This window comes from Streptomyces sp. NPDC017991, from assembly GCF_044328075.1.
In the GTDB taxonomy this organism is placed as follows: domain Bacteria; phylum Actinomycetota; class Actinomycetes; order Streptomycetales; family Streptomycetaceae; genus Streptomyces.
In genome coordinates this window covers 524,527-544,780 of sequence record NZ_JBIRGP010000004.1, presented here as the reverse complement: position 1 = coordinate 544,780, position 20,254 = coordinate 524,527, and the positions used below count along the sequence as shown (strand labels likewise).

At 69.9% G+C, this 20,254-nt stretch carries 25 protein-coding genes; 18 read left to right on the top strand and 7 right to left on the bottom strand.

The window, feature by feature from the left end; genetic code table 11:
- The first annotated feature begins 87 nt into the window (after nucleotides 1-87).
- Both ACH4DZ_RS15195 and ACH4DZ_RS15190 read left to right on the top strand, forming a co-directional pair.
- Nucleotides 88-4,083 (top strand): hypothetical protein, encoded by a 3,996-nt coding sequence (locus tag ACH4DZ_RS15195; RefSeq protein ID WP_398287753.1) that lies wholly within the window; start codon nucleotides 88-90, stop codon nucleotides 4,081-4,083.
- A gap of 1 nt (nucleotide 4,084) precedes the next feature.
- On the top strand, nucleotides 4,085-4,513 hold the full coding sequence (locus ACH4DZ_RS15190) for a hypothetical protein (protein ID WP_398287524.1): 429 nt from the start codon (nucleotides 4,085-4,087) through the stop codon (nucleotides 4,511-4,513).
- Here the strand turns inward: ACH4DZ_RS15190 and ACH4DZ_RS15185 are convergent.
- Nucleotides 4,506-5,609: a substrate-binding domain-containing protein gene (locus ACH4DZ_RS15185; RefSeq protein WP_398287523.1), complete on the bottom strand. Its 1,104-nt coding sequence runs from the start codon at nucleotides 5,607-5,609 to the stop codon at nucleotides 4,506-4,508. The two genes, ACH4DZ_RS15190 and ACH4DZ_RS15185, sit on opposite strands and share 8 nt — an antisense overlap.
- A gap of 364 nt (nucleotides 5,610-5,973) precedes the next feature.
- Here ACH4DZ_RS15185 and ACH4DZ_RS15180 point away from each other — a divergent pair, with 364 nt between their 5' ends.
- Nucleotides 5,974-6,417 carry a hypothetical protein gene (locus ACH4DZ_RS15180; protein WP_398287522.1) on the top strand — a complete coding sequence of 148 codons (444 nt, stop codon included), beginning with the start codon at nucleotides 5,974-5,976 and terminating at the stop codon, nucleotides 6,415-6,417.
- Between the two features lie 141 nt (nucleotides 6,418-6,558).
- On the opposite strand, the gene ACH4DZ_RS15175 is transcribed toward ACH4DZ_RS15180, so the two are convergent.
- Both ACH4DZ_RS15175 and ACH4DZ_RS15170 read right to left on the bottom strand, forming a co-directional pair.
- A complete protein-coding gene (locus ACH4DZ_RS15175; protein WP_398287521.1) occupies nucleotides 6,559-6,864 on the bottom strand; it encodes a hypothetical protein in 306 nt (101 codons plus the stop codon).
- Nucleotides 6,865-6,887: 23 nt separating this feature from the next.
- Nucleotides 6,888-7,337: a helix-turn-helix domain-containing protein gene (locus tag ACH4DZ_RS15170; RefSeq protein ID WP_398287520.1), complete on the bottom strand. Its 450-nt coding sequence runs from the start codon at nucleotides 7,335-7,337 to the stop codon at nucleotides 6,888-6,890.
- Between the two features lie 251 nt (nucleotides 7,338-7,588).
- Between ACH4DZ_RS15170 and ACH4DZ_RS15165 the strand changes: the two genes are divergently transcribed.
- The 7 genes from ACH4DZ_RS15165 (at nucleotide 7,589) to ACH4DZ_RS15135 (ending at nucleotide 10,835) form a co-directional block, all read left to right on the top strand.
- Entirely contained in the window at nucleotides 7,589-7,885 is a 297-nt protein-coding gene (locus tag ACH4DZ_RS15165) for a hypothetical protein (protein ID WP_398287519.1), read from the top strand.
- A complete protein-coding gene (locus ACH4DZ_RS15160) occupies nucleotides 7,882-8,394 on the top strand; it encodes a hypothetical protein (RefSeq protein ID WP_398287518.1) in 513 nt (170 codons plus the stop codon). The genes ACH4DZ_RS15165 and ACH4DZ_RS15160 overlap by 4 nt, the downstream gene beginning before the upstream one ends.
- A 14-nt stretch (nucleotides 8,395-8,408) precedes the next feature.
- Complete coding sequence (locus ACH4DZ_RS15155; protein WP_398287517.1) at nucleotides 8,409-8,588, top strand: helix-turn-helix domain-containing protein; 180 nt, start codon at nucleotides 8,409-8,411, stop codon at nucleotides 8,586-8,588.
- Between the two features lie 250 nt (nucleotides 8,589-8,838).
- Nucleotides 8,839-9,240, top strand: a complete 402-nt coding sequence (locus ACH4DZ_RS15150; RefSeq protein ID WP_398287516.1) for a hypothetical protein — start codon at nucleotides 8,839-8,841, stop codon at nucleotides 9,238-9,240.
- A gap of 76 nt (nucleotides 9,241-9,316) precedes the next feature.
- The gene (locus ACH4DZ_RS15145; protein ID WP_398287515.1) at nucleotides 9,317-9,913 is read left to right on the top strand and encodes a phage tail protein; all 597 of its coding nucleotides are present in this window, start codon (nucleotides 9,317-9,319) and stop codon (nucleotides 9,911-9,913) included.
- A 194-nt stretch (nucleotides 9,914-10,107) separates the two neighbouring features.
- Nucleotides 10,108-10,398 (top strand): hypothetical protein, encoded by a 291-nt coding sequence (locus ACH4DZ_RS15140; RefSeq protein ID WP_398287514.1) that lies wholly within the window; start codon nucleotides 10,108-10,110, stop codon nucleotides 10,396-10,398.
- A gap of 8 nt (nucleotides 10,399-10,406) precedes the next feature.
- Nucleotides 10,407-10,835, top strand: a complete 429-nt coding sequence (locus ACH4DZ_RS15135) for a hypothetical protein (RefSeq protein WP_398287513.1) — start codon at nucleotides 10,407-10,409, stop codon at nucleotides 10,833-10,835.
- Between the two features lie 67 nt (nucleotides 10,836-10,902).
- Here ACH4DZ_RS15135 and ACH4DZ_RS15130 read toward each other — a convergent pair whose 3' ends face one another.
- Nucleotides 10,903-11,100 carry a hypothetical protein gene (locus ACH4DZ_RS15130; RefSeq protein ID WP_398287512.1) on the bottom strand — a complete coding sequence of 66 codons (198 nt, stop codon included), beginning with the start codon at nucleotides 11,098-11,100 and terminating at the stop codon, nucleotides 10,903-10,905.
- A 291-nt stretch (nucleotides 11,101-11,391) separates the two neighbouring features.
- On the opposite strand from ACH4DZ_RS15130, the gene ACH4DZ_RS15125 reads away from it, so the two are divergent.
- From ACH4DZ_RS15125 to ACH4DZ_RS15090, 8 genes are all read left to right on the top strand, one after another.
- Complete coding sequence (locus tag ACH4DZ_RS15125; RefSeq protein WP_398287511.1) at nucleotides 11,392-11,886, top strand: hypothetical protein; 495 nt, start codon at nucleotides 11,392-11,394, stop codon at nucleotides 11,884-11,886.
- Nucleotides 11,887-11,900: 14 nt separating this feature from the next.
- Nucleotides 11,901-12,959: a hypothetical protein gene (locus ACH4DZ_RS15120; protein ID WP_398287509.1), complete on the top strand. Its 1,059-nt coding sequence runs from the start codon at nucleotides 11,901-11,903 to the stop codon at nucleotides 12,957-12,959.
- A gap of 9 nt (nucleotides 12,960-12,968) precedes the next feature.
- On the top strand, nucleotides 12,969-13,799 hold the full coding sequence (locus ACH4DZ_RS15115; RefSeq protein WP_398287508.1) for a hypothetical protein: 831 nt from the start codon (nucleotides 12,969-12,971) through the stop codon (nucleotides 13,797-13,799).
- Nucleotides 13,800-13,802: 3 nt separating this feature from the next.
- The gene (locus ACH4DZ_RS15110; protein ID WP_398287507.1) at nucleotides 13,803-16,181 is read left to right on the top strand and encodes a hypothetical protein; all 2,379 of its coding nucleotides are present in this window, start codon (nucleotides 13,803-13,805) and stop codon (nucleotides 16,179-16,181) included.
- Nucleotides 16,178-16,363: a hypothetical protein gene (locus tag ACH4DZ_RS15105; RefSeq protein ID WP_398287506.1), complete on the top strand. Its 186-nt coding sequence runs from the start codon at nucleotides 16,178-16,180 to the stop codon at nucleotides 16,361-16,363. Before ACH4DZ_RS15110 ends, ACH4DZ_RS15105 begins: the two co-directional genes overlap by 4 nt.
- Before the next feature lie 83 nt (nucleotides 16,364-16,446).
- A complete protein-coding gene (locus tag ACH4DZ_RS15100) occupies nucleotides 16,447-17,091 on the top strand; it encodes a hypothetical protein (RefSeq protein ID WP_398287505.1) in 645 nt (214 codons plus the stop codon).
- Between the two features lie 43 nt (nucleotides 17,092-17,134).
- Nucleotides 17,135-17,983 carry a peptidoglycan-binding protein gene (locus ACH4DZ_RS15095; protein WP_398287504.1) on the top strand — a complete coding sequence of 283 codons (849 nt, stop codon included), beginning with the start codon at nucleotides 17,135-17,137 and terminating at the stop codon, nucleotides 17,981-17,983.
- Between the two features lie 61 nt (nucleotides 17,984-18,044).
- A complete protein-coding gene (locus ACH4DZ_RS15090) occupies nucleotides 18,045-18,299 on the top strand; it encodes a hypothetical protein (RefSeq protein WP_398287503.1) in 255 nt (84 codons plus the stop codon).
- Between the two features lie 44 nt (nucleotides 18,300-18,343).
- On the opposite strand, the gene ACH4DZ_RS15085 is transcribed toward ACH4DZ_RS15090, so the two are convergent.
- The 3 genes from ACH4DZ_RS15085 to ACH4DZ_RS15075 form a co-directional block, all read right to left on the bottom strand.
- The gene (locus ACH4DZ_RS15085; RefSeq protein WP_398287502.1) at nucleotides 18,344-18,976 is read right to left on the bottom strand and encodes a Uma2 family endonuclease; all 633 of its coding nucleotides are present in this window, start codon (nucleotides 18,974-18,976) and stop codon (nucleotides 18,344-18,346) included.
- Nucleotides 18,977-19,189: 213 nt separating this feature from the next.
- On the bottom strand, nucleotides 19,190-19,405 hold the full coding sequence (locus ACH4DZ_RS15080; RefSeq protein WP_398287501.1) for a DUF6243 family protein: 216 nt from the start codon (nucleotides 19,403-19,405) through the stop codon (nucleotides 19,190-19,192).
- 186 nt (nucleotides 19,406-19,591) lie between these two features.
- The gene (locus ACH4DZ_RS15075; protein ID WP_398287500.1) at nucleotides 19,592-20,023 is read right to left on the bottom strand and encodes an ATP-binding protein; all 432 of its coding nucleotides are present in this window, start codon (nucleotides 20,021-20,023) and stop codon (nucleotides 19,592-19,594) included.
- Nucleotides 20,024-20,254: the final 231 nt, after the last annotated feature.

Genomic DNA, 20,254 nt, shown 5'->3' with positions numbered 1-20,254 from the left:
CCGCCGCAGCACCCCGGTACGGAGCTGCGGCGGTCTCCTGCGTGCTGCCCACATCCATCGACTCGAAGGGAAGTCCTCCCGTTGAGAGTGCTCAGACCGGTCCGATCGGGGATCGCGGGCCTCGCGGCCACCGCGGTCCTCATCGGACTGATACAGACCGTCGCCGTCGCCGACGAACCCGGCCCCCGGCCCACCCCGCGGCAGACGGAGAACCCGGCGACCACGCCGTCGAACCCCGCGGCGGTCCCCGCGGAACAGCGGTCCCGGCTGCTGGGCGGGGACTGGCGCGCGTCGGCGGACCGGGCGTGGACGACCAGCTCCGACGCCCAGGGTTTTCACCTCCTCACCGCCGACAAGGCCGACGGCTACCTCTGGAAGACCGCCGCATCGCTCTCCGAGCCCGGCTTCGACGCGGACGCGTGGATCGGCAACGCCTGCGTCACCTCTTCCGGCAGACACGCGGTCGCCGTCTACGCGCCCCGCACCTTCACCAACAAGCCGGAACTGATGACGCGGGGCGCCTTCACCGCGGTCGTCGACCTGACCACCGGCAAAGTGACCAAACTGCCGGTGCAGTCGTCCCTCGCCTACTTCTCGCCCGGCTGCGGACAGGGCGAGGCGGCGGTGGTGTCGCAGTTCACCGATGACAGTGCCGAGCAGAGCGGGACCCGGCTGGTCACCGTGGACGCCGCGACGGGCAGGACCGGCAAGCCGATCGGGCTGAAGGGCCAGGTCACCTCCGCGGTCCCCTACCGGGACGGTGTGGCGGCGGCGGCCGGCCACCAGGTGGTGAGGATCGGCACGACCGGCAGACGCAGCCTGCTGACCACGACGTCCGGGGTGCCGTTCCAGCTCCGTGCCGACCGCGAAGGCGGCTTGGTGTTCCTCGACCGCGCGGGCAAGGACCGGGGTACGGTCAAGCGCTTCCATGCCGGGAAGACCTCGGCACTGGCCACGGGCCGGCTCGCGGACATCGACCTGAGTGCCTCGGCCGACGGCTCCGTGTTCATCACCGGCAAGGCGAGAACGACCCGTGCGCTGCCCGGCAGCGTGCGGAACCCCGGCGTGGACAAGAGCGCCACCGCCAGTACCCGCGGCCAGGCGGTCGTCGTCTCCCGCTGGCAGGACGCGAAGAAGCCGCCGCGGAGCGCCGACGCGCTGTCGGCCCGTCCGGTGGCCACCCAGGTCCTCACCCTCGCCACCGGCCGCTCCGCGCGTCTCACCGCCTCCCCCGGCAGCCTGCCGGTCGCCGCGGCCAGGATCGCGCAGGGCGGACAGACCTCACCCGCCCTCACCACCGGCTCCAGCGCGTCGAAGGCGCAGCGCGGTGCGGCGGCGGCCTCGCCGACCGACCCGGTCGAGGACGAACGCACCTGTGCCGTCCCGCGCGGCAGCGTCACCAAGCAGGCGCTCCAGCCGACCCCGCGCCAGGTCGAGTGGGCCGTGGACCAGGCGGTCATCGACGGACTGGACACCTGGATCGACCGGCCCGCCAACTGGAACGGCACCGGTATGAGCGCGTACTCCCCGCAGGTCCTCTTTCCCCTGCGCACCCTGGACGGCGATCCGAACGGGGTCCCCGACCGCGCGGACGAGTGGCACATCCCGGCCCAGATCCTGCTCGGCATCACCGCGCAGGAATCCAACATGTGGCAGGCCACCCGGACCGTGGTGCCGGGACTGACCGGCAACTCACTGATCGGCAACTACTACGGGATCAAGTACTCCGCCGACGGCAACCAGGGGGACCCCTGGGCCATCAACTGGGGTAAGGCGGACTGCGGTTACGGCATCACCCAGGTCACCGACGGGATGCGGAAGGCCGACACCTCGTTGTCGTCCGTGCAGAAGGAGGCCGCGGCGCTCGACTACACGGCGAACATCGCCTACGGCGCGGACATCCTCGCCTCGAAGTGGAACCAGACCCGTAAGGCCGGGATGACCGTCAACGGCGGCAAGCCCAAGTACATCGAGAACTGGTTCTTCGCCCTGTGGGCCTACAACTCCGGCTTCTACCCGCAGTCCGAGGCCGGCAACAACAGCGGTAAATGGGGCGTGGGCTGGACCAACAACCCCGCCAACCCGCTGTGGAAGGAGAACCGGCCGCCCTTCCTGGAAGGGAGCAACGGCGCCGACGACTACTCGCACGCCGCGCGTCCCCAGGAGTGGCCGTACGAGGAGAAGGTCATCGGCTGGGCCGGGCGGCCGATCTCGGCGATGGCCAAGCCGGGGGAGATGACGATCGGCTACCGGCCCGCCTGGTGGAACAACAACCAGGACCGCACCATGGCGAAGCCGCCGAACATGATCTTCTGCACCGAGGCGAACGACTGCGACGACGACAAGATCAACGACGGTGCGTCGAACGACACCGGCAAGGGCCCGTGCATGCTGCCCGGCGATCCGAGCGAATCGGACCCGCTTTACCTGAAGTGCTGGTGGCACGCCAGTGTGAAATGGAAGGACTGCGAGGCCGCCGCGCAGTGCGGCAACGCCATCCACCGCTTCAACAACAGTGACTATCCCGAGCAGCCCGACGAGAACTCCTCCTACCCACCCCGCTGTGCGTCCGGCCTGCCGGCGGGCAGTCTCGTCGTCGACGACGTGCCCGACGGCACCAGACCCGCCGGACAACAGGGGAACAACTGCGGGACGGTCTCCTCGGCGGGCTCGTTCGGCTTCGAGTTCGCCGGCTGGAACGGGACCCACCCCGGGAAGATCGACCTGCACCAGATCGGTGCCGGCTACGGCGACCACTTCTGGTTCACGCACACCCGTCAGAACGGCACCACCGACGGGGACCGGCTCAAGACGACAGGCACCTGGAAACTCGGCAGGAGCCTGAACGAATGGGTCCGTGTCATGGTCCACGTCCCCGACCACGGCGCCCACACCCAACAGGCCCGGTACGACATCGACACCGGCAACGGCTCGTTCTCCCGCCAGCGCTACATCGGCCAGAAGTGGAAGGTCAACTCCTGGGTGTCCCTCGGCGTCTACAAGGTCAGCGGCACGCCCCGCGTCCGCCTGACCAGCCAGACCGGCGACGGTACCGGTGACGAGGACGTCGCCTGGGACGCGGTCGCGTTCCAGCCGGTCGGGGCCAAGCCCCAGCACATCGTCGCGGCCATCGGCGACTCGTACACCTCGGGTGAGGGTGCGGGCGCCTACTCCCCGGAGAGCAACAAGGACCACGGCACCGGGCAGTGGAACGGCTGCCGGCGCAGCGCCAACGCCTGGGCCCGCAAACTGGTCCTGCCCGGCACGAGCCGGCCCCTGGGAACCATCTCCGACGACTTCGGCAAGGACGCCGAACTCGGTACCGTCGCCTGCTCCGGCGCGATGACGAAGAACGTCGCGCCCTACGTCCCGTCGGGCAACGCTCCCCAGCGCCATCTGGAGGGCCAGTTCCACGAGATCACGCAGACCGACTCGGGCGTCCTCAGCGCGGACACCACCCTGGTCATGCTGACCCTCGGCGGCAACGACGAAGGTGGATTCGCCTACGCCGTACAGGAGTGCGGAGGCGTGGGCAACTGTGCCAACGACTCCGGCTTCCTGCCCAAGTACAAGGCGGTCGTCGACCGGATGATCCCCGACCTGCGGGCAGTCCTGGAGCAGGTCGCGGTGAAGGCGCCGAACGCCCAGATCGTCCTGATGGGCTACCCCGAGCTGCTCAGCCGCACCGTCAAGTGTGCCGGGTCCCTGTACTACGACCTGACGGAGGTCCAGGCCCTGGCCGAACTCGTCGACTATGCCGGCACCAGCCAGAAGACCATGGTCGACGCCTTGCGCACCGGCTCCTCGCAGATCAGGATCGAGTACGCCGATCCGGTCGGCGCGTTCGTCGGACACGGGGGCTGCGACGACCCGGAATGGATCAATAAGCTCGTCGTCGGTCCCAACGGCGACGGCGACTTCCACAAGGGCGATCCGGCCTCCGTACCGGCGTCCTGTCTGTGGGGGTTCCTGGGCGACACCTGCCTCAGCCGGGAGTCCTTCCACCCCAAGGCCGCCGGCACCACGGGATACGCGGCGGTGATGAGCAGGCGGCTGAGTGAGATCGGCTACAAGGGATCATGACGTGACCTCGGAGACCGGCGTCCGCACCCGACTGTTCACAGTCGGGTGCGTGGCCCTGCTCGTCGTGGTCCTGCTGCTCGCCGGGGCCGCGTTCCTGATGTCCCTCGCCGTGCAGGGCTTCTTCGACCGTCCGGCGCAGCCGGAGCACGAGCTCGTCGCCAAGAAGGCCGGGCTGACCCGGTACCGGCTCCGGGAGGCCGCGCAGGACGGCGCTCTCACGGACCGGGAGATCGCCCACGCGGCCGGGGACACCCGCTGGGGCAGCACACGGGACACCTCGGCCGTCCGGATCACGGTCGCCTACCCGACGAGCGGTGACGCCGAGACCTGTTACCTGTTCACTCTCCCCCGGCCCCTGACCGACCGGGCCCTCGACGATCCCGTACGGCTGTCCCGCTGTCCCGCCGACCTCGGCGAACCGGCTACTTGATGCCGAGTTCCTCGCACGCCGAGCGGTACTTGGCCGTGCAGATCTCCTCCGCCGAGTAGATGCCGTCCTCGACGACCGTCGACTCGATGGTGCTGCGGGTCAGGGAGGAGACCTGGACGAGGCTGGCGGGGATGCTCTTGTCGGTGGGGCTGGAGACCTTGTCGGGGGTGAGCGAGTCGAACTCGATGCCGTAGCCGCGGACGCGGGCCACCGCTATCTCGGCGGCGGTCTCCGCCTCCTCCGGGTAGGGCTTGTAGACGCTCATGAACTGGTCGCCGGCGAGAACGCGCTGCACCGCGTCCAGTTCGGCGTCCTGGCCGGTGATGGGCGGCAGTTTGGTGGCGCCCGCGGCCTTGAGCGCGGAGATGATGCCGCCCGCCATGCCGTCGTTGGCGGAGTACACCCCGGCGATGTTGTCGACGCCGATGGAGGAGATGGCCGCCATCATGTTGGCGCGGGCGTTCGCCGGCTTCCAGTCCTTGGTGTCGTACGTCTTGGCGATGGTGACCTTGTTCTTCAGTTCGGTGAGGGCGGCGGCCTTGAACTGTGCGGCGTTCGGGTCCGTCACCGCGCCGTTCATCATGACGATCTTCTGGGACTTGTCGCCGTCCAGCCGGTCGGCGAGGGCCCGGCCCTGCACCTGTCCGACCTCCTCGTTGTCGAACGAGATGTACGCGTCGATCGGGCCCTCGGCCAGCCGGTCGTACGCGATGACGGGAATCCCGGCCTTCTTGGCCTTCTTCACGCCGGCGGCGATGGCCCGGGAGTCCACGGCGTCCACCATCAGCACGTCGACCTTGTCGTCCACCATTTTCTGCAGCTGCCGGCTCTGCACGTCGGCGTCCTGCTCGGCGTTCGCGTAGACGACCTTGCCCTTGCCGTCCGTGAGCGTGCCGACCTTCTCCTTGATGATGGGGTAGTCGAACTTCTCGTAGCGGGAGTTCGCCTTCTCCGGCAGCAGCAGGCCCACCGTGATGTCGTCACCCTTGGTGGGGCTCGCTTCGGTTCCGCCGTCACCGCTCCCGCACGCGGCGAGGGTCAGGGTCAGGGAGCAGGCGGTCACGGCCAGGGCGGTACGACGTGTGGCGCGGTTCACTTCAGGTGCCTTCCGTACGAGGGCGACAGTGCGGGCCCAGGTGACAAAAAGCCAACGCGGGGGTTCTCGGGGCGTCAAGGAGTAACTGCTAACGACCTCGCAACAGAAGTCTGTGAAGAGACGGGGGCGAAGTCGGGCGGATGCGCGGAGTGAGAATCCACACCGCCCTCGCACTCTTCACAGGACAGAAGGGTGGGAGTCGGTACGGATCCTGATGAGTCAGCATGAAAGGTGACAGAACCCCACGTCCGGGTCAGTGTGAGCACCTGATCGGCGGCGCACGGATTGCGGCGGGGCGGCTGCCGGAACTTGCTGGGACCAGACAACTCGTTCCGACCGTGTCCTCCCTCACCACGGAGTTCCCATGCGCGCTTTCTCCCGAGCCCTCATAACTGCGCTGGCCGCGGGCTGCCTCGCCCTGACGGCAGGCACGTCCGCGGCGGCCGTCACCCGGTCCGCGGCGCCCGCGCCCGCACCCGTACCCGTGTCACCGGCCGCGCCCGATCCGGTCCCCGGCGCCTGTGACGTCGACTGGACCGGACTGGCCGGGATCACGGGGACCGGCACCCTGCACGAGGCGATCGTCGCCTGCGTCGAGGCCTACACGAAGCGCGACCTCGACAGCTGGCTCCAGACCCCACCGAAACCGCCCGCCGAGCAGCAGGAACAGCGGGAGGGGCAGCAGAGGCAGGAGGGGCAGGCGCGGGAGGACTGGACCGGGGCCGGCGCCGGGGACTGGGCGACCGACCTGTCCTGCGACCTGGCCGAGCTGTTCAAGGAGCCCACGGCATGCCGCCGGACTCCGTGACACAGCGGTAGAACCTTCTCGCGGGTGACAGAACCGACCGGAATCCGAGCACTCGCGGATGAACGCGAATCCGCGAGTGCTCACCCTCCGGCGGACATGTTCCGGTTCGTGCCTCCGGAGCCCGGCTCACCGCAGCCGCTCTCAGCCGCCGTCGTCCGAGGGGTGTTCGTGGCCCCGCGGACGTTCGGGGAAGGGGAGGAGGCGGGCCGGTGGCCGGTCCGGGCCCACCAGGTGCTCCTGTCCGGACGCCCGGGCGTGCTCCTCCCAGCCCGCGCGGAACCAGCTCAGCTGATGCCGCTGCAGCTCCTCCTCGGTGAGTACGCGGACGCCGTCCGGGCCCGCGACCCGCACCTTCTCGGCCAGGACGCCGAGCAGTTCGCCCACGGTCTCCACGACGTCGGCGACGCTCTCGGCCTCGGCCCCACGGCCGCCTCCCGGTTCACCCATGCCGCGCTCCGTTCCCTCCGCCGTCAAGCACCCTCCGGCAGGAACTGCCGGGCCACCCTGGCGAACAGCTCCCGCAGTTCGGGCGGTACACCCATCCGGCAGGCGGCCTCCTCGGGGCTGAGCCACGGGTGCTCCTCCCCGTCCGCGGGGCGGCCCGTGCCGGTCAGCGGCAGATCGTCCTCGGTCAGCCGCCCCGAGCGGATGAGCATCTCCCGCAGGGGTACGCCGAGTACGGCCGCGATGCGCCGCATCGTCTCCAGGTCGGGCATGGACTGCCGCTGGAGCAGCCTGCTCACGGCGGCCCGGTGCACCCCGGCGTCGTCGGCCAGTTTCGAACGGCCGCCGCCGCGCGGGCTGTCGATGTCGTAGCCCCGGGCGCGCAGCAGTTCCTCGATCCAGCCGGCGAACTCCCGCAGCCCCGCGGCCCGGTACGTCTGATCCGTACGGGCCCCGGCCCGTGCGCTCGAAGCCATGTGTCCGCTCTCCCCTCGTCGCCGGGGCAGCGTACCGATCGCACACGCGCCAATTTGTGTGCGCGCTCGCACGTAACTGTGGAGATTCGGCGACTTCGGTAACTCTGTGCAGCGAAAACGGGATTGACAGGCCGTCACCGCACCACCCTTCACGGAACGTAATCACTTGCGTACGCGCTCGCAACATGCGACTCTGACCGCTCGCCCGCAACTGTCGAACACATGTTCCCATACATGGGGAGGGGTTGCACGTGACCGACCAGCCGTCCGTGACCGCCACCACATCCACCACCGCCGCCCGTCGTCCTCCCACGTTTCCCCCCGCACCGCACGCGGAACTGGACTGGCGCAGAGAGGCCGCCTGCGCCCACCTGTCCGAGCACTCGGTGTTCACCCGGGTCCCTGCCGAGGCGGAGCCCGTCTTACGGGCCTGCGGCCGGTGCCCGATCCGCAAGCGGTGTGAGGCCGTCGTCGACCCCTCGCACACCTGGTTCGACGGGGTCAGCGGTGGCCGCCTGTGGCGCAACGGACGCGAGGTCACCCGATGAGCGAGAACCAGGGCGGAGCCGTGTGGATCGCCTCGCTGGTCCGCCGGTGGCCGGACCTCGTCGACGAGTTGTCCCCCACGGGCCGCGGCGCACTGCGGGAACGGCGTGGCGGCGCACCCGTCGGCGGTACGACCGCTCCGGTGCGCCTGTATGTCTCCGACGCCGTACGGGACATCACCGACGGGGTCGTGGAACTGGAGGAGGCCGTACGGGAACGGCTCGGGCTGCGGCCGGTGCCTCCGGCGTCCGTACCGGTACGGCTGCGCCGGATCGCCGGGCTGCTGGACCGCATCGCCGCCGACCCGCTGCTCGCTCCGCACGTCGAGGACGAGACGCGGCGGATGGCCGCCCGCTGCGCCCGCGCGCTCGGCGATCCGGAACAGCTCGTACGGCTGCCCGGCCGCTGCCCCGCGTGCGACTGCGTGTCCCTGCGGGCGCTCCCGGAACGGGCCGAGATCAGGTGCGTCAATCCCGCGTGCCGGCGGGTGCTGGAGGCCGAGCCCTCGTGAACGACGCTCCCCCTTTGATCACCACTGAGCTGGCCGCCGACGAGGCGGGCGTCACGACCGCGACCATCCGCAAGTGGGTGCAGCGCGGCCATCTGCGGTCCGCGGGCAGCCAGGGACGGCGACGCCTCTTCCGCCTGGAGGACGTCTTCGCGGCCGAGCGGACGACGTACCGCGCCCGGCGCCACGACCGCTGAACCGCGATCCGCACGACCACTGATCCCGCCGTACGCGGGAGGGGCCCCACCGCACCACGCGGTGGGGCCCCTCCCGCGTACGGCCCGAATACCCCTCCGGCATAAGCCGGTTGCACGTTTGCCCGACCGGTGTCACATTGGATGCAGCGGCAGAGCTGCGCCCGGCGAACGGGCGGCGGACCTGCCGCTTTGTGTTGCCCGGAAACTCAGGGCACCCCGGGAAACCTCATCTCCCGAAGGGAGCGTCCATGTGGCCATCCTGACCTTTCCCGACGCCGAGCGACTGGTCGTCGACTTCCTCAAGAACCGGGCCGAGCTGACCGGCGTCACCGTCGACAGCCGCCCGCCGGCCGGGTTCGACGGCACCCAGAAGGTCGTCCTCGTCTCCCACATGGGCGGCGCCTGGGTCGACGACCAGCATCTCGACCAGCCGCTGCTCGACCTGGAGGCGTACGGCCCGGACAAGCCCACGGCGCACACCGTGGCGCTGTCCGCCCGTGCCTGTGTCCTGGAGCTGGCCGACACGGTGTACGGCTCCGCGGCCGTCGTCGATGTCACCGAGGCCGACGGACCGCGCTGGCTGCCCGACTACACGCGGTCGGCGGCGAACCGCTACCGCTCCACGATCCGGCTGCTGCTGCGGCTGGGCTGAACCCCGCGTCCCACCCCAGCGGTACCTGTACCCCATCCGTACCTGTACTCCATCCGTACCTGAGAGAGGCGTTCGCATGGCAACGAACAACGGCAAGGAAATCCGTGTCGCCGGTACCGGCCGGGTCCTGGTGGCCCCCGCCGGCACCACCGCGCCGGTCAAGTCCGACGACGTCTGGCCGACCGGCTGGGTGGAGCTGGGCTACACCTCCGCCGACGGCATCAAGCTCAACAAGAAGGACAAGATCGACCCGGTCGACACCTGGCAGTCGGCGAGCCCGGGCCGGTTCATCTACTCCGACCGCGATCTGACCGTGAAGTTCCAGCTGCTCCAGATGAACAAGAGCACGCTCTCCTTCTTCATGGGCATCCCGGCCACCGGCATCACGCAGACCTCGGTGGGCGGCACGGCGGTGGCGGACACGTACGAGTTCCTGATCCCGAGCACACCGGCCAAGGACGAGCGGGCGCTGGGCATCGAGTTCACGGACGGTACGGACGCCGTGTACCGGTTCATCCTGCCGCGCGGGCAGGTCACCGAGACCGAGGAGATGGGCTTCACGCGGACCGGGTCCGTGAAGCTCGGGGTCACGTTCACCGCGCTTGAGGCGGAGAGCGCGAACCGTGAGCTGGCCAAGTGGATCATGAAGGACAAGGCGTACGCCGCGCTCTGATCCGCCTTCCTCGACAGCCCGGCTCATTCACCGGCCCGCGGTCGCATGTCGGCCGCGGGCCGGTGGGGGCCGGCCGCGCAGTTCCCCGCGCCCCGCCCTTCAGGGGCGCGGGGAACTGCGCGGCCAGCCACAACGCACCCGCACCGGACACACCACGGCACCCGTATCCCCCGTACCCACAAGGGAGTTCACAGATGGCCGGATTCAACGTCAACGCGGCCCGCGCGCAGCGCCTGGAAGCGCTCGGACAAACCTGGACCTTCGAGCTCGACGACGACAGCTTCGAGCTGCCGACCGAGCTCACCCGCACAACGGCCCGCACGCTCCGCGACCTCGACGACAACGACGTGGACGGCCTGCTCCGACTCCTGCTGGGCGAGGCACAGTTCACCCGGTTCGAGCGGCACGACGTCACCCTGCAGGACATCGCCGCGATCCTGGAGGCCTACGGCAAGGAGACGGGGCTGGGCCTGGGGGAAGACTGAGCCTCGGCGTGCTCGTCGAGGAGCACGCCGAGGCCCTGGAGGCGGACCTGCTCCGTCACTACGGGGTCGACCTGCTGGACTGGCACCGGGGCCGGCTGTCGTCGCGGCGGCTCTCCGTGCTGGTCCAGCACCTTCCGCGGGACAGCGCGACCGCCCGCGAACTGCACGGCGAGGCGGCGGACTGGTCGGTCACCGACTACCTGCTCGCCTCGGTCGTCGACCAGCTCGCGGAGGCGAACTGGATGTTCGCGACGGTCAACCGGGACGAGGACAGCGAGCCGCTGGAGTTCCCCGAGGCGGTACCGCGGCCGGGCGACCAGCCGAAAAACGGCCCGGACGCCGAGCCGGCGGAACGAACAGGAGCACGGACAGGAGCACGGACAGGAGCGCCGACAGGAGCGCCGACAGCGGAGGAACTGACCCGCTTCTTCCTCTGATCGCCCTCGATCCCCCTGAAGCTCTATGAATCTCACTGAATCTTCCGAGGTCTCGTCGTGATTCCGGCTAGGTGCCGAAGAAGAGCATGAGGAGGGAGAGGACGAGCACCAGGCCGGAAATGATCGACGCGAGCAAGGAAACCCTACCGCTCATCATTTCACTGGGGGTCACGACATTGGACAGGTCCTGCGGATCGAAGATCACCTCGATGTCACCCCCCACGGAGACGGGCGGATTCCGGTAGGGCCCCACGGTTGTTTTCATGAATTTACCGGGTCTCGTACCGAACTGCACTTCAAGATGCATTATCCCGTCCCGCCCTTTCTGCTCCCCTATGCATGTCGCGGTGGTGCGAATTCCGCGTTTCCGTAACGCTCGACCCCGCCGAAAAGCCGTGACGGAGAACCAGAACACCAGACTCGTCAGCATGGCGACCGGTATCGCAGGTCCGTACATGTGAACCCCCCAGTTGAATGAACCGGCCCATTGTTGTGCCGTCGACATGTCTACGTCAAGACGTCATGAACACCCAGGGCGAAAGAGAGAAGGTGCCCCATGACTCAACATTCGGTCGACGACGTCTACGCACAGGTCACCGAAATAAAGAAAAAGCTTGAATCGGCCTCGAAGGACAAGCCGAAACCGGAACCGAAGGACGAGCCTTCACAGCTGGAGAACTGGGCCAAGTCCATAGGATTCGGCCTGGATGAACTGGTCAAGACCGTACAAGATTTCAAGATGAGTTCTCTGGCGGCATGGTCCACCCTCGGCGCGGTCGTGGCCGGCATCGTCATCGGTAATTTCATCGACAAAGAGGTGGCAGCCGAAAAGGCGTTGAACACGGTAAGGCTCCAACGCGTTCCCGGGAAGGCACTTCCGCGCCCCCGGGGACGCCAGGAAGAAGACGTTCCGGCGCCTGCTCCGAGAGTCCCCGTCACCAGTATCGACGTGAACCGTGTCACAGCGCTGCGCAGTTCCTCCATCGTCCTGTCCCGCGCACTGAACGATCTCGCCAAGGACGTACGTAACGCGTCGCGTGAGATCGCCTGAACCGGGGAGTTCCCATGTCACTCGCGCGCAATTCCACCACCGCCGCCGGAGCGCTCGCACGTTTTCGCGGCGCGGCCTCCCAGGCATCGGCCTCCGTACGGCAGTTGCGGACCGCGACCAGCGGCGCCAACCCCTCGCTGGACAGGATCCGTGGCGGTTCCGACAAGCTCAACACCTCGCTGGGCCGGCTGCGGACCGCCGCCTCCCAGAGCGGCGGCGGCCTCACGAAGGCCGGCTCCGCGGCCAAGGGCGCCGACGGCTCCCTCACCAGGTCCAAGGGCGCCACCGACAAGTTCAAGGCCTCCCTCGACAAGCTCAAGTCCTCCGCCGACAAGGCCAAGAACGCCCTCAAGGACGTCAGGCAGCAGTCCGACGCCGTCGAGAAGTCCGTGGGGAGGGCCGGCAAGAACGCCGACAAGGGCGGGAAGTCCATGGGGAGTCTGGGGAAGGGGCTCAAGGGCGCGTCCACCGCGCAGAAGGGCCTCAACCTCGCCATGGCGTCCAACCCGTTCGGGCTGGTGATGACCCTGGTCGCCCCGCTCATCGCCCAGTTCGTCAACATGGACAAGGTCGCCGCCCTGGTCCGCAAGGGACTCACCGCCGCCTGGACGCACATCAAGAGCGCCTCGCAGTCGGCGGCGAAGATGCTCGGGCCGCTCTTCAAGGGCGTCGTGAACGGCTTCCTGACGCCCAGCCGCATGCTCATCCGCGGCCTCAACGTCCTGATCGGCGCCCTCAACCGGGTCAAGTTCAAGGTCCCGGACTGGGTGCCCGGCATCGGCGGCCGGGGCTTCGCCTTCAACCTGCCGCCCATCCCGGTGCCGCAGCTCGCGAAGGGCGGTGTCGTCCGGGCCCGTACCGGCGGCACGCTCGCCCTCCTCGGTGAGGCAGGCGAGCACGAGGCCGTCATCCCGCTCTCCAAGCTGGAGCGGATGCTCGGCTCCGGCGGCGGTATGCGCCGGCTCGCGGCGGCCGTGGAGGCGCTCGCCGACCGGCCCGTCCAGATCGACGTGGACTCCCAGACCATCGCGCGCGCCGTCCAGCTGGGACAGCGCAAACTCGCCCGGAGGTGAGGCAAGGACATGGCCAGGAACCTGTGGATCGGCAAGCCCGGTCTGCTGCGGGAGATCGACCAGGCCGCCAAGAGCTGGGACCGTACCGCCGAGTTGAACGTCACCGAGTTCAAGTCCCTCGAAGGACGGATCACCACCGTCGCACCGCCCCGTACGATCCGCCGGCTCAAGTTCTCCTGGGACTGGCTCGAACCGGGTGACGCCCAGCACCTCACCCGGCTCGCCCGCCGGGTCGAAGGGCCCGGTCTGCTCGGCAGCCCGAAGCCGTCGTACGGAGCGCTCGCCGTCGTCGACCCGGCCTCCGTCAATCTGCTCGGGCCGTACCAGGCCGCCGCCCAGAGCGCCGAACCCGGCGGCACCGACCACTGGTTCACCGTGACCGGCTCGCTCGGCGTGCTCCCGTACACCGGTGACACCGTCATCGGGGACTTCGGGGAGACCACCCGGGTCGGCTGGAAGCACGGCACCTGGACCGGCTGGCCGGTGGCCCCCGGGATGCGGGTGTCCTGGCGGGTGCCGCCCGACTGGAATCCGGCGCTCGCGACGGCCCAGCTGGACTGGAAGCGCGCCGACGAGAGCTATCTCGCCACCACGGCCGTGACCGGTGCGGGCGTCGTCACCGGCACCGCTCCCGCCGAGGCCGCGTTCGTCACCCCGGTCGGCGGCCCCGGTGAGGCCGTGCTCGCCGGACTGGCGGGCGCCTGCCTGACCATCGACGCGGACCCCGTCGCGTACGCGCTCGGCGACGGCTGCCCGGCGATGACCGTGACCGCGTACACGGACGTCCCGGCGGCCCGGCTGCCGTACCGGAACATCAGCATCGACCTGGTGGAGGTGTAGAAGGTGCAGAACTCCGACGACCTGCTCGGCGCCGCCCTCGCCGCCCCGGCCCGCTCCCCGGCCCACGCCACCCGGCTCGGCGGCCGTGAGCTGGGCGGCCAGATCCAGTCCTGGAAGGTGGAACGGGCCTACAGCACCGACCTGCCCGAGGCCCTGCGCGCCTTCTCCGGAAGCGCCTCGGCCCAGCTGGAACTGCTCCTCGGCGGTATCGGCGCGCCCGCGCCCCTGCTGTACTCGGCCTGGGCGGGCCGCGGCACCGGCGACGTCGTACGCCCCGGCCAGTCCGTCGTCCACAGGGCGGGGGCGGGCGGCCGTACCGTGCCCGCCTTCCGGGGCACGGTACGGTCCCGGTCGGCCGCGTCCGGCAGCGACACCGTCACCGTGCAGGCACTGGACGGCGCGGAGCGGCTGCGCGGACCCGCGCAACTGCCACGCCCGTACCACGGTCTGCGGTACGGGCGGCCGGTGGCGACCGCGACCTGGTGCGTGGACGAACTCCTGCGCCAGGGCGGTATCCACAGCTGCCCGCCGCCCCGGGCGCCGGCCGTGGCGGACGACCCCGCCAAGCCGTTCACCGTGCTCTACACCTCCCTGCACGGCGGCTTCAACTCCTCGTACGGACAGCCCGAGACACTGCCGGCCCCGGCGGCGTACTCCTGGATCCGGGACGGGGCCCCGTTCGAAACGGCGCTGATGCCGAAGGCGGCCGGGCTTGAGGTGTCCTGGATGCCGCGGTCCCGTTTCGTCGTGGCCGGGAAGGTGTTCCAGGCGGAGCTGCACGTCAACACCGCCCTCGCGGTGGGCAGCGAGCTGGAACTCAAGCTGATCCTCGACCGCAGCGCGGGAGCCTTCGGGAACTACGCGATGAACGTCTACTTCGCGACCGGCGTCGTGAAGATCACCTCGGGCACGGTCGGCGGCGGGGGCACGGTCGCGAGCTGGACGTTCCCCGAACTCGCCTCCCTCAAGGGCGTGTGGCACCTCGGCTTCACGGTGGACACCCGGGCGGGAGCCGTCGGCGGCGTGAGCACTCCGGCGACCGTGTATCCGCGGCTCACCGCACCCGACGGGGAGTACCTGCCGACCGCGCCCTACACCTTCACGCAGGCGGCGGCGCTCCAGCCGCCCTCCGAGCTGTCCCAGGTCGATCTCAAGACGGACGTGGCCGTCGAATGCCTCCAGGTCACCGACCGTTCCTGGCCGGACGGCGACTCGTACACCGCCGACGAGTGGGAGCAGAAGGGACGCTGGGCGAAGGGCGCGGTGCTCGACGACGCGACCGTGCCGCTGTTCGACCTGCCCAAGGTCGCCGGCTCCCAGTGGGACGCCATCACCGAGATCGCCCGCGCCACCCTTTCGACCGCCGAGTTCGACGAACAGGGCGTCTTCCGCTGGCGCGGCCCGGCCCGGTTCCAGTCGGCGCCGGAGCGCCCCGACCTCACGGTCACGACCCGCCGTGACATCGCCGCGCTCACCGTCTCCGAGGAGATCGACGCCTGCCGCAACTACTGCGAGCAGACCTACCAGGACTGGACGGGCGTCAGCCACACCTTCAGCGACACGGTCACCGACACCGTCGTACGGGAGATCCAGCCGGGCGCCTCGGTCGAGGTCGCCTACGCCATCGCGGAGGACGAACTCGACATCGGACCGCCCCAGATCGAGGACGACATCGCGCCCATGACGGGGCACCGGGTGCGCTTCGGCAGCGCGGCGACCGGCGGCACCTCGGTCAAGGGCGGTGTGACGGTCGGTTCCCGGCGCGACGGCCCGAACTACATCGTCCGCTTCACCAACCACGGGACGGCGAGCGTCTGGACGGTCACCAAGGACGGCAAGCCGTCGGTGCAGATCGTGCCGCAGAAGCGCACGGGTGATCCGCGGCAGCGCACGTACGCCTGGTACAACACCACGAGCCAGGCGCACTACGGCAAGCAGGTCTACCAGGCGCCCGCCACCGACTGGGTGCAGCAGCGGCAGGTCGCCTCCGACCTGTCGTACGCCATGCTCAACGCCGGCCGCTATCCGGTGCCGGTGCTCGGGGACGTGGAGGTGCTGCACGATCCCCGTATCCAACTCGGCGATGTCGTACGGGTGGTGGACACCAGCGGGGCCGCGCTCGACACGCTCGCCTGGGTCGTCGGCATCCGCACGACCTGCGCGTCGGGCGCGGCCCCGCAGCAGACCCTGACCCTGCGCGGCACCTCCTACAACGGTGTGCCGTCCGACACCGGGCTCGCCCCGGACCCGCCGGTCGATCCGGAGTACGGCACGACCCGTACGTACTCCCTGATCGAGGCGCAGAACGCGACGCTGGCTGTCCTGACCGACAGCGGGGTCACCTATCGGGAGCTGCTCAGGGGAACGGGAGGCGCGGCATGACCGAACTGCCCGTGCATGCACAGCTCTTGGGGCCGGGACCGCTGGAATCGGGGCCGTCGGAGGCGGAGGCGCCGGAGCCCGACGGCAGCGTGGCGCATCCCGTGCCGATCGACAGCCCGACGACACGTGACGGCGACGGCGGCACGCCCGCCGACACGCTCCCGCCACCCCTCGGCACCTGACAGCCCAGCCCTCACCGCATCCCTCACCCATCACCCATCACCCGTCACCCGTCACCCGTCACCCGCTTCAGGAGGAGCCCGTCATGGCCCTGCTCACTCCGCTCGGCAGTCTCCCGTATCCGCAGCCGGCCGACGCGGCGAACATTCCCGTGCACATCCAGTCGCTCGCCGAGGCCGTGGACGGCCGTACGGTGCTGCGATTCGCCGACAGCGCCGCCCGGGACAGCAAGGTGACCGCCCCCGTGGCGGGCATGCTCTGCTGGCTCGGCACACCGAAGCAGTACTGGTACTACACCGGCAGCGCCTGGGCCCAGCTCGCCCCGTCGCCGGTGCACAAGGCGAACGCGACGGCCGGCACGACCGCCTCGACCGCCTTCGTGGAGGCGCTCACCGGCTCCACCGGCGATCCGACGGTCGCGACCTTCACGGCGCCGGCGTCCGGTTCCGTGCTCGTGTCGCTGGGCGCGCGCATCAGCAACAGCGCCGCGGCCGGCACCTGCCTCATGTCGGCGAACGTCCGCGCCAGTTCGGGCTCGACGGTCGTGCTGGCCGCCGCCGACGGCCGTTCGGCGATCTCCACCGGCACGGGTCAGATCTCCGGGAGCACCCAGTACCTCGTCACCGGCCTGACCCCGAACAGCGCGTACACGGCGACCGCCGCCTACCGCTGCACCACCGGAACGGCCACGTTCATGTACCGCTTCGTCACCGTCACGCCCGTCAACTGACAACCGACGACCGACGACCGACGACCGACAACTGAGGACAGTCATGGCCACACCCCTCACCGCCGAGGCCTTCGTCCGCGCGCTGCGCGGCGAGGGCCTCGCCCTTTCGGAACACACCGGCTGGCGTACGCACAACCGCGATCACAAGGGCGCCTGGGGCCCGGTGCACGGCGTGATGCTGCACCACACCGCGGGCACCGACAGCCTCCGCCTGTGCCGCGACGGCACCGCGGCGCTGCCGGGCCCGCTGTGCGTCGGCCTGATCGCGAAGGACGGCACACCGCACCTCCTCGGATACGGCAGGACGAACCACGCCGGCGCGGGCTCCGCCGCGGTCCTGGACGCCGTACGGGCCGAGAAGTCCCCCCTCCCCGCCCCCGGACCGGACGCCGTGGACGGCAACGCCCGCTTCTACGGCTTCGAGATCGAGAACCTGGGCAACGGCCGGGACCCGTACCCGGCGGCTCAACTCCGCACGGTGGAACGGCTGTCGGCGGCGATCTGCCGGGCCCACGGCTGGTCGGCGAAGAGCGTGGTCGCCCACAAGGAGTGGACCCGGCGGAAGATCGACCCGTCGTTCCCGATGGCGGTGCTACGCGCACGGGTCGAGGCCCTGCTGAGCGGCAAGCCGGCCCCCGCACCTCTTCACGCCCCTTTCCCGGGCGCCGCGTTCTTCGTGCCGGGCCGCCGCAGTGCGCTGATCACGGCGGTCGGCAAGCGGCTGGTGGCCGAGGGCTGCGGACGGTACGCGTCCGGCCCCGGCCCCGTCTGGACCCAGGCCGACGTCCTGTCGTACGCGGCCTGGCAGCGCGCCCTCGGTTACGTGGGCCTGGCGGCGGACGGCATCCCGGGCCGGATCAGCTGGGACAAACTGCGCGTGCCGAACACCTGACGCGCGACGCGTACCACCTACCACCTACCACCTGACGGACGACGAACACGGGAGGTACCCGATGACGACGACCGAGACCGAGGAGGTCGTCCTGGAACTGGAGCGCCTGCGTCGTTCGGTCGACGTCGGCTTCGCCACCACCCGGGGCGACCTCGCGCTCCTCCTCCAGCGCGTCGACCAGACCGACAAGGCCCTCGACGAGCACGAGACCCGTATCGAGGCCCTGGAACGCGCACGCTGGCCGCTGCCGTCACTGGCCGCGGCCACGTCGTGCCTGGCCCTGGCGCTCACGGTGTGGCAGACGATGGGCCGCTAGCAGCGTCTGTCCGGCTGCTCCCTGGGCGGCCCCTCCCTGGCCGGTTACTTCTTGGCCCGTGGAGGTCCTGTGATCGCTTCCGTGATGACGAAGCCCTTGGCGGGGCCCTCGGGGATGGTGACGTCCGTGCCGAAGGGCACGCGGTGGACGCCCACCCAGTCGGCCCTGTCGGGGCGGGGCTCGGTGAGGACGGTCACGGTGCCCTGGTCGTCGTGGTCGTCGATGACGACGTACACCGGGATGGCGGCGCGGGCGTACTCGCGGCGCTTCTTGACGCGGTCGCGCTCCTGGCGGCGTCCGTCCGGGGAGATCACCCCCGCGACCAGCCGGACGGCCGCCGCGGTGATGCCCACGCCGTCGGCGGTGACGTACCGCTCCGTGTCCCTGGCCGCGACGAACAGGTCGGGCACCCATACGCAGCCCGCGTGAACGACGTTCGTGTCGTTCCTGGCGGCGAAGTCCCCGCCCTTCAGAAAGCCCCCCAGCGCCTCCCTGAGGAGGAAGACGGTCTGGCTGTGCGCGTAGCGGCCAGTGGATGACACTTCGACGGCTCCTTCGATGATCTCGGCCCGGTAGCCCTCCGGGAGGTCCATGGCCTCCCATGCCTGCCACAGGACCTCGTCGAGGCCGGGCCCTTTCTCGGGCGGGCAGGGAGGCTCGGTCCTGGTCTCGGTCATGATCACAAGTGTCTCGCAAATGCCGGTTCACCTGCGAAAACGCCGTCGATTCACCCAAACCGGCGAGGCAGAAACGACTCACCGGGTGGTGGGTCGGACGCGGGTTGCCGGTCGAGGGCCGAGCGCGACCGGCAACGGGCTCCGCCACGGCTCCGACACGACAGCAGGGCCCGGACCGCGCGTCGCGGTCCGGGCCCTGCTGTCCGGGGTGTGTCAGCTCTTGGCGCTGTCGTCGTCCGTCTGCCGGGCGGCCTCGGCCTCGGCTGCCTTCTCGCGCATCTTGCGCACCAGCTCCGCCTTCTGGTCGGCCGCGCCCTGGCGGTCGGCGTTGCGGTACGGGCCGTTGTTCTGCCGTTCGGCGCGGGACTGCTTCTTGCGCTGGCCGCCGCCCTGGCCCACGGGGTTGTTGATGTTCTTGCTCACGGTCACGGGTTCTCCCGGTGCTGATGTGGAGTGATCTACGGATTCGTCGGTGGGGGACGGGCGGCGACATCGAAGGACGTCAGCCGGGGGCCCGTCACGCTCTCACTCGTAAATCGGCGTCTGGAAGAACATGCCAAAGACGTTACCCGGTTCCGTCGGCCCCGCACACCAACATTTTCGCCGCCCCGGCGCTCACACCGTCGGCCGCAGCTCGAACCACACGCCTTTCGCGTACCGCCCGGTCCTCGCGTCGGCGACGCCCCACGTGTCCGCCACCTCCGCGACCAGGGCGAGCCCCCGCCCCCAGCCGGCGACGGCCCCTGCGGCGGGGTGCGCGACGACAGGTGGGTCGGGACTCTCGTCGAAGACGCTCACGTGGAGGCGGGCCGAGGTCAGCCGGACTCGGAGTATGGCGGCGCCCTTGGTGTGCAGGTGGACGTTGGTGACCAGCTCCGAGGTACACAGCGCGGCGGGCATGACGAGGGCTTCGTGCCCGTGCGTGTACAGCACGGCCCGCACGAAGTCCCGGCAGACGCGGGGCGCGGTGGCGTCGGCGGACGCGAAGAGGCTGTAGTCGTGGGCGAGTTGGGTGGGGCGGTGGGCGGCGATGCGGGCGGGATCCATGGGCGTGGGCTCCAATCGTGGTACGGGCCCAGCGATGGCGATGCCCGCGCGCTCCCGGATGGAGGGGCGGGTGCTCTGTCGGCTTGTGGGCAGGGGGAGTTGGCCGATTTCGGTGCGTTACCTAAACCACACTTAAAGTAGCGGAATGGGGATGTAAATCTCAACCCTTTGCCTGATTCGGTGGACCGACCTCCTTGAGCAGGGCAGACTTTAAGCGAGCCATCAAGGAGT